A 12,585-nucleotide genomic window follows, 5' to 3' on the forward strand; every position below is an offset into this window, starting at 1 on the left:
GCTCGGCCGGTTCAGGCTGGCGAACCTGCTCTACGTCTCCGCAGCCGTAGCAGGCGCCGTGTAGCGCCTCCGCACGGCGTCGATCACCAGCTTGCGGCTCTCGTCGGCCGACAATGCCTTGTTCTTCTCCGCCTCAGCCGTTTCTCGGGCGAGGTCCTTGTCCCTGATCTGTTGGCGGAACCATTTGGAATAGTCGCCGGCGCGCAGATGGTATTCCCATGTCTTGTCGTCGATGCCTTCCGCCATCTGCGCGAAGATGATGAGATTGTGGGCCCTGAGGTTCATCGCCTTCTTCGGACCGGTGAAGTAGAAGCTGCCTGCCTCGTCGAGCTCGCCCTCGGCATATTTGCGGCTGTGGCGCTTCAGCGACTGGTCCGGCTCGATTGCCTTTACCGTGAACGGCTTCTTGCCGTCGTGCGGCCGCCAGAACAGTACCCGGTCGCCCTTGGGCAGCGGAATGCTCTTTGGAGCCTGGAGCCCCGTTTCCTTGCAGAAGGTCTTGATCACGCCCTTCGCCTTGGGCCCAAGCGCAATCACCGCCGTCACCAGGCCGAGCGCATCGGTCGAGATCGCTTCCGGATGGACAGTGATCAGCACCGTGCCGGGCAGCTCGATCGAAAGCACGGATCGCGTATCCCCGCGTCGCTTGGGCATCAAATGATGCGCCTCGTCGATGATCAGCCAGTGCGGCCTTGCCGTGCGATAGCGGACATTGCCGAGGCCCGGCAGCAATTCAGCGAAGAAATCGGGCCTCTCATCGACCTTCAGCGCCAGGCCGTTGACCACGATATTGGTCTGCGGTTTCTCGATCAATTCCAGCAACTGTTCCTTGTTTGGTGCAGTCGAGCCGTTGCCGAGCGGCACCGCGCCTTTCAGTCCGTCATAGTCGCCCTCGGGGTCGAAAATGCAGAATTGCAAACCCTTTTCGACCAGCCGCTCGGTGAGCGCCGTGGCCAAGGTCGATTTGCCGATGCCCGAGCTGCCGGCGATCAGCACCGTTTCCATCGGCGACAAGTAGATGTCCTTGCCGCGTGAGGTCCCGAGCAGCACGCCGCGCAAGCGTTTTTTAGCCAGCAGATGATCGTGCTTGACCAGCCTGCGGATCAGCTCCTCGACGCCCTTGCCGCGCATTTCCTTGGTGACGAGGTCGGCGGTTTCCTTGACGGCGGGCAGCGCGTTGGCCACCGCGACGCTGCAGCCCGAAGCCCTGAGGAAGGCGTGGTCGTTTTCGGCGTCGCCGACGGCCACGACATTGTGCGGCGACAGCTTCAGGTCTTCGAGCGCCGCCGCCAGCCCGGTCGCCTTGTTGATGCCGGAAGGCAGGATCATCACCGCGCCCTTGTTGAAGATGATCTCCAGCTCCAGCCCAAGCTGCTTGATGACGTCGAGCACGGTGGCTTGGTGCGGCTCCCAGGTGGCGACGATCGAGCGGCCGACGGACAGCGGCTTCACGCCGCGCTTCTTGAGCCTGTCGACAAGATCCGCGGAAGGCGAGGGGGCGATCGTGCGCTCTTCCTCGCTGGCCGGCGTGTAGACCAGCGCGCCGTTTTCGGCGACCACCTTGTCGAACAGGGAAAGTTCGGGAAACACCTCCTTGAGGTCGGGCAATTCCCGTCCGGTGACCAGGATCAGCTTGCGCCCGGATTTCTTCAGCTTCTCCAGTGCCAAGATCGTGCTGGCCGCGACCAGGCCATCATGCGCCAGCGTGCCATCATAATCGGTGGCCAGTGCCATGAAATACATCGGTTGAAACCTCTCCGAACGGTGTTTGTCGGTCCGTCTGGAACGAACAACGCCTGTCGGCGGAAAAGGTTTAGGCCGATGGTTGGCGTCGAAACGATCGCGGTGTTTCGCCCAGCTCACGGCGCATACAGCGCGCCGCCCAGCCGAATTGGAGCGTACGCCGATGGGAACCCGGTAGGCAGGATCACGTTCGGTCTTGACGAGGTTGCTCCCGCACAAGCGCTCGAGCTGGAGTGAGAGGCCGATCCGATGTATGTCTTTCTGGAGGTCCTGACCGTCGTCCTTGTGGCCGGTGCGATGGCCATGGCGCTCGCCCACGCGCTGGAGCTGCCGGGCAAGTTGCGACTCGGCAGGCAAGAGTATTTCGTTGTCCAACGCATCTACTACCCGGGGTTCACGATTGGAGGCGGCATCGCGGAGATCGGTGGGATCCTCGCGACTTTTGCGCTGATGCTGACGTCGAGCGGTGCGCTCCATGTCTGGCTGATCGCCGGCGCCTTGATCGCGCTCCTCGCCATGCAGTTTGTCTTCTGGTTCATGACCCAGCCGGTCAACAAGCACTGGCTGCAGGACGTGGAATTGAACGCGCCGGCCAAGCGCTTCTTCGCGACTGAGGGCAGCGACGGAACTCCGCTCCCACCAGCGCAGGAGTGGACGGCGCTGCGCAACCGCTGGGAACTATCGCACGTTATCCGCGCGATACTGGCGATGCTGAGCCTGATCTTGCTCACCACCGCAATCGCCATTCAAGGCGCCTGATGTCCGACCGGCTTTCCGGTCAAACCACGCGATGCTTCAAACGCGTTGGCCGATCGTCCGTTCGAGCTTGGCGTTGATGTGGAGGTTGGCTGGGGCGCCAGGATTCGAACCTGGGAATGTCGGTACCAAAAACCGATGCCTTACCACTTGGCGACGCCCCAGCAGGCGGGCATGCCGCGCTGCGCGCGGCCTTATAGGACGAGGCGGCGCAAAGCTCAATGCCGGGAGATCAACTAAAATCGGCAGTGACGCGGGGCCGCCATTTCCGGCCAGTTCGTCCCCCGATCGCCCGGCGGTGGATCGTAAGCCGCACGCGTCGCGGCAGCTTCGGGCGGTGCAGGCGCGAGCGGCTCAGCTCCGGGTTCAGGGAAGCAGGCGATGCATCATTGCCTACGCCTGGGCCACGCGCGCGCGGCAATCCTCCAGGACGGCCGCAAGCGTATCCTCGAAAGAATGCTCGGGTGCCCAGCCGAGCAGGGTTCGGGCGCGGGTCGCATCGCCGACGATGCATGGCAGATCGCTTGGCCGCAGCCGCAGCGGATCCTGCTCCGTGACGATCTTGACGCTGCTGCGGGCCAGCAGCCGATCGAGGATGTCTCCCATCCGCCAGGAGAGGCCGGACGCGAGGTTGAAAATGGCGTTCGGCGCAAGATCGCGGCTCTTCAGAACCGCGCGCGCATAGGCGTTGGCGATGTCGCGCGCATCCAGGAAATCGCGCCTCGCATCGAGGTTGCCGACGCGGATCACCGGCGGAGCCAGGCCTGCTTCGATCCGGGCGATCTGCATGGCGAAGGCCGGCACGGCAAATGCCTCGGTCTGGCCCGGGCCCGTATGGTTGAAGGGGCGCATTCGGACACACTTCAACCCCTGGCGCGAAAGCGCGCCGAGCGCGAGGTCGGCCGCGGCCTTGGTCACGGCGTAGTCGTCGATCGGAGCAAGCAGCGTGCCTTCGTCGAGCGGGCGTCCGGTCTTGGCGCTTTCGCCATAGACCAGGCCCGATCCGACATGAACCAGCCAGCAGTCCGGTGCCTTGTCGAGGATGGCATGGGCCACGTTGAGCGCGCCGCCCACATGAATGCGCCATGTGTTGCGGGGATCGGCCTGGGCGGCACCCAGGGCCGCGACCGCCGCCATGTGAATGACATGGGTGGGCTGGTGACGGGCAATGGCATCATGGACGGCGGCCGGATCGGTCACGTCCAGTTCTTCCACCTGGCCGAAGGCGGGATGCGGACCACCATCCTTGGAGGTCGCGGCAATGGCAATTTCGCGGCCGCAAATCCTGCGCAGCGCGTCGCCCACATAGGGCCCGACGAAACCGTTGGCGCCGGTTATCAAAACGCGCATGCCGGCCTCACGGACCACGACGAATTGTCCGCATGCGGATGCGTGGCGGAAGACTGTGCGTCAAGTCATCGACCCGTGGATGCAAGAGCTTCCTTTCAATTCCTGGCAGCCGAGTGGCGCGCCAGATCGGCGTCCACCATTTCGCGGATCATATCCTCCAGGGAGATCGTCGCTTCCCATCCGAGCTTCGCCTTTGCCTTGGCCGGATTGCCGCGAAGGATTTCGACTTCCGCCGGCCTGAACAGGTCGGGATCGATGACAAGATGGTCATCCATCTCCAGCCCTACATGCTCGAACGCGATCCTGCACATATCGCGCACCGTCGTCGTCCTGCCGGTGGCGACCACATAGTCGTCGGGCTGATCCTGCTGCAGCATCAGCCACATGGCGCGGACATAGTCCCTGGAGTGGCCCCAGTCGCGCTTGGCGTCGATGTTGCCCAGGCGCAGTTCCCTTGCCAGGCCCTTCTTGATGCGCGCGACGGCGTCCGTGACTTTGCGTGTCACGAATTCGATGCCGCGAAGCGGCGATTCGTGATTGAACAGGATGCCGCTCGAAGCGTGCAGGCCGAAGCTCTCGCGATAATTGACGGTGATCCAGTGACCGTAGACCTTCGCCACCGCATAGGGAGAGCGGGGATGAAAAGGCGTGGTCTCCGACTGCACCGGCTCCTGGATAAGGCCGTACATCTCCGACGACGACGCCTGGTAGAAACGCGCCTCGGGGTTCTCGAGACGCAGCGCCTCGAGAACATTGGTGACGCCGATACCGGTGACGTTGCCTGTCAGGATCGGCTGCTGCCACGAGGATCTGACGAAAGACTGTGCGGCCAGGTTGTAGACCTCGTCTGGCCTTACGTCGCGCATGGTTCGACTAAGACCCGACAGGTCCGTCAGATTGCCGTCCACGATCCGCACGTCGTTTTCGATCCCCAGCCATTTCAGGCGCATGGTGTTGACGTCGGCTGTGCTCGACCGCCGCGCCAGCCCGTGGACTCGGTAACCCTTCGAAAGCAGGAGCTGGGCCAGATAGGCGCCATCCTGCCCCGTAATGCCGGTTATCAACGCCGTTCTTGTCATCGATGCTCTCAGGGCTCGAGCGAGACGTGGGACACGAGTCCCCGTTATTGTAGAGCGGGCCGCGCCCCAAGCCTGCGGCGATCGCCGGCTCCATCTTCGTTATACGGCTTCTGATTCATCTGCCAGTGTGGTGTCGCGCGCTCGTTCGAGCACCATTGCCACAATCTCGCTCGCCCTGTCATGGCTGGCGGCCTCGGCATAGCACCGAAATTCGGGAGCGTTGCCGGAAGGCCGCAGATGGATGATCTCGCCACTGGTCATCCGTGCCCTGAGACCGTCGGTCTCATCGACGTCCAAGACGCTGCCGAAGGGGGCAAGGAAGTGCCGCAAGCCATCGCGGTACGCGAGCTTTCGCATCAAGCCGCGCGATTTCTCGACGGGGAAGTTCTCGAGCCGTTCGCTGGCGCAGACCGGAAGGCTCCAGGTTTCGCGCAGGCCGGAAAGCGATTTTCCGGTCGATGCCATCGTGCCCAGCACCGCCAGGATCGGCAAAAACGAATCCCGTGTCGGCAGCGCCGACAAAGCCTTGCCGTTCACCACGCAGTCCGACCCCAGAAGAACCCCGCCATTGGCTTCGAAGCCGACGATAATGCCGCCTGCCTGCCGCGCGGCCTCCATTTCCTCTATGACGAAAGGGGATCCGACCTTCGTTCTCCTGGCGCCGAATCCGAAAGCCTCGGAGATGCCTGAATTGGAGGTGATCGGCGTCACCACAATGTCGGCCTTAAGGAACAGCGCCGTGGCCAGCCCGATCAGGTCGCCGCGGAACAGTTCGCCATTTTCGTCGATGACAAGCGGACGATCGGCATCGGCGTCGGCCGAGAGCACGGCGTCGAATTCGAATTCGCGCACCCAGTCTTTCACCCTCGCCATCGTTCCCCGGCCGACGGCTTCCGTATCGACTGGCACGAAGGTTTCTGTTTTCCCGACGGGGATCACCTCGGCGCCGTAGGACCGCAGGACCTCGACCAGCAGCTCCGCCGCAACCGTGCTGTGCTGGTAAACGCCGAGACGCATTCCGGAAAGGGCGCGAGGGGGCAGAATGCCATCGACACGATCTCGAAAGGCCGCGAGCGCCTGTTCATGGCCGGCTTGCCGGTCCGCATGGGCTGGAGGCCAGGGATATCGATCCGACAGTTCCGCGACGTGACGGGTGATGGCGGCCTCGTCCGCCTTGTCGATCTCGCCCCTCGGCCCATAGAATTTGATGCCGTTGCGGTCGGCGGGAATATGCGACCCGGTCACCATAAGCGCCGCAGCGCCGTGCAGGCGGGCGTAAAAGGCGAGCGCGGGCGTGGGGATGGGACCGCAATCGACCGGCTGGAAGCCGGCCGCGGCCAATGCCGCCATGCAGTCTTCGGCAATCGTTGGACTGCTGTCGCGCAAATCGCGCCCGACGAAGACCTTGCCTTGCTGAAATCCGGTCGACCGCAAGCGCCGGGCGAAACCCTCGGTATAAAGTCCGCTTGGCCTTCCAACCAATTCGGAAGCCAAACCCCGAACGCCGCTTGAGCCGAATTTCATCAGTCTGCTTTGCTGTTGGAAGATTGCCGCCGCTCAATGGAATGAGCCCGGCTGCCCCCCGGCTGTCAACAGCAAAAACAACTCGAAATCCGCGTCTTTCCTGGAGCAATTCCAGGAAAAGTGTGAGCGGCTTTCCGTCCGGAATTGCGTAAAATCAAAGAGTTAGAGCGGTTTACCGTTTCAGTAAAACGGTGAAGCGCTCTAATGTCCCCAAACGGCCAGTTCGTTGCCGGCCGGATCGGTGAAATGGAATCGCCTGCCGCCGGGAAAGGCGAAAATCGGCTTGACGATGGTGCCGCCGGCGCTCTCGACCGCATCCAGCGTTTCCTCGAGGCTCTCGGAATAAAGCACCGGAAGCGGCTTGGCCGGCGCCTCGCCGGCATCCGCCTGGAAGCCGCCGTCGAGCCCTTCGGCAAAGGCGGAATAGGTCGGGCCGTAGTCGGTGAACGACCATGAAAAGGCGGCGCTGTAGAAAGATTTGACGCTGTCCAGCGTGCCGCCCGTCGCCGGCAGTTCAAGATAGTCGAGTTTTCCATTGAGTTTCATCACGCTACTCCACTGCGTTCCCGTTATGTTCTATATCGGTCGTTTCCCTCCAGCAAGTCTTTTTGACGCAGCTTTTGCTTAATCGATTGTAGCCGCAGTGGTTGCTTACCGGTGCCTTGCCTTTCGCAGTGCAGCATCCTATCGCTCGGAGCGGGGAAGGCGGGAAACGGCCATCATCCGGATGTTTCTATCTCCCACGAACTGGAGGGCAAGCATGACCAAGTGGGTTTACACCTTCGGCGACGGTGCCGCCGAGGGCCGTGCCGGCGACCGCAACCTTCTCGGCGGCAAGGGTGCCAATCTGGCCGAGATGTGCAGCCTTGGGCTGCCGGTGCCGCCCGGTTTCACCATCACCACGGAGGTCTGCAACGCCTATTACGCCAACGGCCGCACCTATCCCGGCGGGCTCGAGACGGATGTCGTCTCCGCTCTCGACCATATCGGCCGGATTACCGGCCGCCGCTTCGGCGACCCGTCGAAGCTGCTTCTGGTCTCCGTGCGCTCCGGTGCTCGCGCCTCGATGCCCGGCATGATGGATACGGTGCTCAATCTCGGCCTCAACGACGAGACGGTCGAGGCTTTGGCCGCCGATTCCGGGGATGCGCGTTTCGCCTATGACAGCTACCGCCGCTTCATCCAGATGTATTCCGACGTGGTCATGGGCCTGGACCACGAAGTGTTCGAGGAGATCCTCGAGGACCAGAAAGCCAGCCTCGGCCATGAGCTCGACACCGGCCTGACGGCCCAGGAATGGCAAGGTGTGATTTCGCTCTACAAGGCCAAGGTCGAGGAAGAGCTCGGCAAGCCGTTCCCGCAAGATCCGCAGGAACAGCTCTGGGGCGCGATCGGCGCGGTGTTCTCGAGCTGGATGAACAACCGCGCCATCACCTATCGGCGCCTGCACGACATCCCGGAAAGCTGGGGCACCGCCGTCAACGTCCAGGCCATGGTATTCGGAAATATGGGCGACACGTCGGCCACCGGCGTCGCCTTCACGCGCAATCCTTCGACCGGCGAAAGGCAGCTCTACGGCGAATTCCTGGTCAATGCCCAGGGCGAGGACGTGGTGGCCGGCATCCGCACGCCACAGAACATCACCGAGGCGGCGCGCATCGCCGCCGGCTCCGACAAGCCGTCGCTGCAGAAGCTTATGCCTGACGCCTTCCAGGCTTTCGTCGACATCTCCGACCGGCTGGAAAAGCACTACCGCGACATGCAGGATCTCGAATTCACCATCGAGCGCGGCAAATTGTGGATGTTGCAGACCCGCTCCGGCAAGCGCACCGCCAAGGCTGCGCTGAAGATTGCTGTCGAGATGGCGAAGGATGGGCTGATCACCAGGGAGGAGGCGGTCGCCCGCATCGATCCGGCCTCGCTCGATCAACTGCTCCATCCGACCATCGACCCGAATGCCGCGCGCGATGTAATAGGCACGGGCCTGCCGGCGTCGCCCGGCGCCGCCACCGGCGAGATCGTTTTTTCCTCCAGCGATGCCGAGGACGCCAGGGCGCAAGGCCGCAAGGTAATCCTGGTGCGCATCGAAACCAGCCCGGAGGACATCCACGGCATGCATGCCGCCGAAGGCATCCTCACCACGCGCGGCGGCATGACCAGCCACGCCGCGGTGGTGGCACGCGGCATGGGCAAGCCCTGCGTGTCCGGCGCCGGCTCGCTGCGTGTCGACTACAAGGCCGGCACGCTGCTCTCGATGGGCCAGACTTTCCGCAAAGGCGACATCATCACCATCGATGGCGGCAACGGCCAGGTGCTCAAAGGGGCGGTCGCCATGCTGCAGCCGGAGCTGTCGGGCGATTTCGCCGCCATCATGGAATGGGCCGACGCCGCGCGCCGCATGAAGGTGCGCACCAACGCCGAAACGCCGCTCGACGCCCGCATGGCGCGCTCTTTCGGCGCCGAGGGCATCGGCCTTTGCCGCACCGAGCACATGTTCTTCGATGGCGACCGTATCGTCGCCATGCGCGAGATGATCCTGGCCGACACCGAGAAGGACAGGCGTGCGGCCTTGGACAAGCTCTTGCCCATGCAGCGCTCGGACTTTCTCGAGCTGTTCGAGATCATGGCCGGCCTGCCGGTGACGATCCGCCTGCTCGACCCGCCGCTGCACGAATTCCTGCCGAAGACCGAGGCCGAGCTCGCCGAGGTCGCCTCCGCCATGAACGTGTCGGCCGACAAGCTCAGGCAGCGCACGGAAGCGCTGCACGAATTCAACCCGATGCTGGGCCATCGCGGCTGCCGGCTCGCCGTCTCCTATCCCGAGATCGCCGAGATGCAGGCGCGCGCCATCTTCGAGGCGGCGGTCGAGGCCGGCCACAAGGCCGGCGCGCTGGTCGTGCCGGAGATCATGGTACCGCTGGTCGGCCTGGTGAAGGAGCTGCAATACGTCAAGGCGCGCATCGATGCGGTCGCGCAAAGCGTCATGCAGGAGACTGGCACAAAGATCGACTATCTGACCGGCACGATGATCGAACTGCCGCGTGCGGCGATCCGGGCGCATGTCATTGCCGAAGCGGCCGAATTCTTCTCATTCGGAACCAATGATCTCACGCAGACCACGTTCGGCATCTCGCGCGACGATGCGGCGTCCTTCCTGGAAACCTACCGGCAGAAGGGCATCATCGAACAGGATCCGTTCGTGTCGCTCGACATTGACGGCGTCGGCGAGCTGGTGCGGATCGCGGCCGAAAAGGGCAAGGCGACGCGGCCGGGCATCAAGCTCGGCATCTGCGGCGAGCATGGCGGCGACCCGGCCTCGATCCGCTTCTGTGAGGAAGTCGGCCTCGACTATGTGTCGTGCTCGCCCTACCGCGTGCCGATCGCCAGGCTGGCCGCCGCGCAGGCGGCCGTGGCGGCAGCGAAGGGCGCGACAAAACGCGCCTGACATCCCGACACCTTACGGTTTTGTATGCAATGTCACGCGAACGTGCGCGTGACGGCCCTGAATCTCGACACCGTTCCAAGCGACTTTTCGACACCGAATTTATTTGTGTCGGAAAACCCATGTTGCAGATTTCCCCATCCGTTTACCGATCGATCCTAATCCTGCAGACCAAGTTCATTGGCGACATCGTGCTTGCCTCGGCGTTGGCGAAGAACCTGCAGCTTCAATATCCGGGCGTCAGGATCGTGTTTCTCTGCGAAGCCCATTTCGCCGGCTTCCTGACTGCCCATGGCATAGCTTCCGAGGTCGTCCCCTTCAGCCGTGCCAAGATGCGTGGCTCGCCGCTCGAGCGAGGGCGCGAGCTCTTCCGGATGGTGCGCACGTTGCGGCAGCACCGCTTCGATATGACCGTCGACATCACAGATTCCAAGACCTCGCGGATCATTTCTGGACTGGTCAACGCTCCGGTCAGGGTCGGCTATTTTCCGACGGAGCGGCCTTTGCGCTGGCACGAGCGTCAACCCGCCAACGTCAGGATGAAGCCGTTCGGATTCGGCAAGAAGCACTATCTCTACCGTTATTTGTCTCCGCTGGAGGCGCTGGGCATCGATCTGCGCGTCAGGGCGCCGGCCATCCGGCCGCTGTCCTTCGAGACGGCGCGCGTCCTGGCCTTGCTCGCCAGGCACCAGATCCAGCCAAACGCTTTTGTTGCGGTCCATGCCGGAGCAAGCTTCGCGGGGCGGCGGTGGCAGCCGGAGCGCTTTGCCGAGACAATCGACAGGATCGTCCGCGAAACCGGCCTGCGCGTGGTCCTGGTCGGCGGTCCGGACGAGGTTGAGGCGACCGACAGGATCATGGCCGCGGCGAAGACGCCCGTCGTCAACCTGGCGGGCACGCTGCGGCTGGAAACGCTGCTGGCGCTGCTCAGGGAGGCTCGGCTGTTTCTCGGCAACGAAAGCGGACCGATGCATATGGCAGCCGCGGCTGGAACGCCGGTCGTCGGCCTGTTCGGCCTGACCAACCCGGTCCTTTGGGCGCCGGTCGGCGTGCCCAGCATTTCGTTGCGGCCATCGATGCCTTGCGACTGCGTCGGGGGCGACCTGTGCCGCCGAACCGACCCGAGCAAGGCATGCTGCGTCTGGCGCCTGGAAGTCGATCCGGTGGTGGACGCGGCGCTGGAACTCCTGGCGCGCACCGAGATGGTCCTGGAAGCCGCGGTCTGACATTTGCTGGAATTGCGGACCGCCCGTCGGCCGCGTCCCCCTCTTTGCGCAAGCCAGGGAAAAGTGTGAAACGGTCAGGTCCCGGGACTTCGCCTTAGCCTTGCGTCCGGAATTGCGTCAAAGACGACGAAATAGCGCATTTTTCGCGGTTTCCGAGAAACGGTGAAACACTCTATCCGCGCGCGAGAGTCCGATGGTCCGCGACCGTGTCGTCTTGTATAAGATCACGTGAAAATGCGCGTGATGGTTCCACATGTCGACATCTCAATCCAGCTTCGCGAACTCCGGTCTGTCCGGAGCTCAGACACTGATGTCGCGGGCTATCTCCGCGGTCCGCTCGATCCTGATCTTGCAGACGAAGCACATTGGCGATCTCGTTCTTGCCTCCGCGCTGGCGAAGAACCTGCAGCTCGAATATCCCGACGCCCGCATCGTCTTCCTCTGCGACGCCCGCTTCGGCGGTCTCCTCACCGCCAACGGCATCGCCTCGGAGGTTGTGACCTTCCGCCGTTCCCATATGCGCGGCACGCCGCTGCTACGCCTGCAGGAACTCGTTCTCACGCTCTTTAAGTTGCGCCGCTACCATTTCGACATGGCCATCGACATCACCGACACCAAGACGTCGCGGTTCATCTTGGGGCTGGTCGGCGCACGGGTTCGCGTGGGATATCACCCGTCCGAAAGGCCCCTGGGTTGGTTTGCGCGCCAACCTGCCAATGTGAAGGCCAAGCCGTTCGGGTATGGCGAGCAGCACTTTCTCTATCGTTATCTTTCGCCGCTGGAGGCACTTGGCGTGGACTTGCGCGCGCGGGCTCCCGCCTTCCGGCCGCTGCCGTTCGAGACGACGAAAGCCTTGGCGCTGCTGGACAAGCTGCACCTTCGGCCGAACGCCTTTGTCGCGGTGCATGCCGGGGCAAGCTTCCCTGGGCGCCGCTGGCAGCCCGAGCGCTTTGCCGCCGCAATCGATCGGATAGCGGCCGAAACCGGTCTCGACGTCGCCCTGGTCGGCGGCCCGGACGAGAACGAGGTGGCCGAGAAGATTCTGGCGACTGCGAAGACGCCGATCGTCAACCTGGTCGGAGCGCTCCCGCTCGAAACGTTGCCGGCGCTGTTCAAGCAGGCGCGGCTGTTTCTCGGCAACGACAGCGGCCCCATGCACATGGCTGCCGCAGTCGGCACTCCCGTCGTCGGCCTGTTCGGCCTGCAGAGCCCGATCCACTGGGGGCCAGTCGGCGCGCCGAGCGTCGCGGTATGCCCGTCCATGCCTTGTGACTGCGTCGGTGGCGACCTGTGCGAACGGCCCGACCCCAACAAGGCATGCTGCGTCTGGCGTCTGGAGGTCGACGCCGTCGTCGAGGCAGCGCTCCAGTTGCTGGCCCGAACCGAGATGCCTCTGGAAGCAGCTGTATAGGCGAAAGCAAATTTTCGCGATTGCTGTTTTTACGCTGTTTGCCGTCCCGATTTT

9 protein-coding genes and 1 tRNA gene are annotated in these 12,585 nt (G+C 63.4%); 4 read left to right on the forward strand and 6 right to left on the reverse strand.

Going from position 1 to position 12,585, the window contains the following annotated elements:
* Positions 1-30: 30 nt before the first annotated feature.
* A complete protein-coding gene (locus tag LB520_RS12640) occupies positions 31-1,743 on the reverse strand; it encodes an HAD family hydrolase (RefSeq protein WP_224637709.1) in 1,713 nt (570 codons plus the stop codon).
* Positions 1,744-1,992: 249 nt separating this feature from the next.
* On the opposite strand from LB520_RS12640, the gene LB520_RS12645 reads away from it, so the two are divergent.
* On the forward strand, positions 1,993-2,502 hold the full coding sequence (locus tag LB520_RS12645; protein WP_224637710.1) for an anthrone oxygenase family protein: 510 nt from the start codon (positions 1,993-1,995) through the stop codon (positions 2,500-2,502).
* Between the two features lie 86 nt (positions 2,503-2,588).
* Here the strand turns inward: LB520_RS12645 and LB520_RS12650 are convergent.
* The 5 genes from LB520_RS12650 to LB520_RS12670 form a co-directional block, all read right to left on the reverse strand.
* A tRNA-Gln gene (locus LB520_RS12650) sits at positions 2,589-2,663 on the reverse strand.
* A 229-nt stretch (positions 2,664-2,892) separates the two neighbouring features.
* A complete protein-coding gene (locus LB520_RS12655; protein ID WP_224637711.1) occupies positions 2,893-3,849 on the reverse strand; it encodes an NAD-dependent epimerase/dehydratase family protein in 957 nt (318 codons plus the stop codon).
* Between the two features lie 95 nt (positions 3,850-3,944).
* On the reverse strand, positions 3,945-4,928 hold the full coding sequence (gene gmd, locus LB520_RS12660; RefSeq protein ID WP_224637712.1) for a GDP-mannose 4,6-dehydratase: 984 nt from the start codon (positions 4,926-4,928) through the stop codon (positions 3,945-3,947).
* 99 nt (positions 4,929-5,027) lie between these two features.
* Positions 5,028-6,452 carry a phosphomannomutase gene (locus LB520_RS12665; protein WP_224637713.1) on the reverse strand — a complete coding sequence of 475 codons (1,425 nt, stop codon included), beginning with the start codon at positions 6,450-6,452 and terminating at the stop codon, positions 5,028-5,030.
* A 201-nt stretch (positions 6,453-6,653) separates the two neighbouring features.
* Positions 6,654-6,998, reverse strand: coding sequence for a VOC family protein (locus tag LB520_RS12670; RefSeq protein WP_095766795.1), 345 nt, complete (start codon positions 6,996-6,998; stop codon positions 6,654-6,656).
* A 214-nt stretch (positions 6,999-7,212) separates the two neighbouring features.
* On the opposite strand from LB520_RS12670, the gene ppdK reads away from it, so the two are divergent.
* From ppdK to LB520_RS12685, 3 genes are all read left to right on the forward strand, one after another.
* Positions 7,213-9,897: a pyruvate, phosphate dikinase gene (ppdK, locus tag LB520_RS12675; RefSeq protein WP_224637714.1), complete on the forward strand. Its 2,685-nt coding sequence runs from the start codon at positions 7,213-7,215 to the stop codon at positions 9,895-9,897.
* A gap of 119 nt (positions 9,898-10,016) precedes the next feature.
* Positions 10,017-11,120 (forward strand): glycosyltransferase family 9 protein, encoded by a 1,104-nt coding sequence (locus LB520_RS12680; RefSeq protein WP_224637715.1) that lies wholly within the window; start codon positions 10,017-10,019, stop codon positions 11,118-11,120.
* Between the two features lie 310 nt (positions 11,121-11,430).
* Complete coding sequence (locus tag LB520_RS12685) at positions 11,431-12,531, forward strand: glycosyltransferase family 9 protein (RefSeq protein WP_224637716.1); 1,101 nt, start codon at positions 11,431-11,433, stop codon at positions 12,529-12,531.
* Positions 12,532-12,585: the final 54 nt, after the last annotated feature.

The organism is Mesorhizobium sp. CA12, from assembly GCF_020165255.1.
Lineage (GTDB): Bacteria > Pseudomonadota > Alphaproteobacteria > Rhizobiales > Rhizobiaceae > Mesorhizobium.

Coding starts and splice junctions, on each gene's coding strand:
- LB520_RS12670 (WP_095766795.1), bottom strand. CDS start 6,998: ATGAAACTCAATGGAAAACTCGACTATCTTGAACTGCCGGCGACGGGC.
- LB520_RS12655 (WP_224637711.1), bottom strand. CDS start 3,849: ATGCGCGTTTTGATAACCGGCGCCAACGGTTTCGTCGGGCCCTATGTG.
- LB520_RS12640 (WP_224637709.1), bottom strand. CDS start 1,743: ATGTATTTCATGGCACTGGCCACCGATTATGATGGCACGCTGGCGCAT.
- LB520_RS12645 (WP_224637710.1), top strand. CDS start 1,993: ATGTATGTCTTTCTGGAGGTCCTGACCGTCGTCCTTGTGGCCGGTGCG.
- LB520_RS12665 (WP_224637713.1), bottom strand. CDS start 6,452: ATGAAATTCGGCTCAAGCGGCGTTCGGGGTTTGGCTTCCGAATTGGTT.
- gmd (WP_224637712.1), bottom strand. CDS start 4,928: ATGACAAGAACGGCGTTGATAACCGGCATTACGGGGCAGGATGGCGCC.
- LB520_RS12685 (WP_224637716.1), top strand. CDS start 11,431: ATGTCGCGGGCTATCTCCGCGGTCCGCTCGATCCTGATCTTGCAGACG.
- LB520_RS12680 (WP_224637715.1), top strand. CDS start 10,017: ATGTTGCAGATTTCCCCATCCGTTTACCGATCGATCCTAATCCTGCAG.
- ppdK (WP_224637714.1), top strand. CDS start 7,213: ATGACCAAGTGGGTTTACACCTTCGGCGACGGTGCCGCCGAGGGCCGT.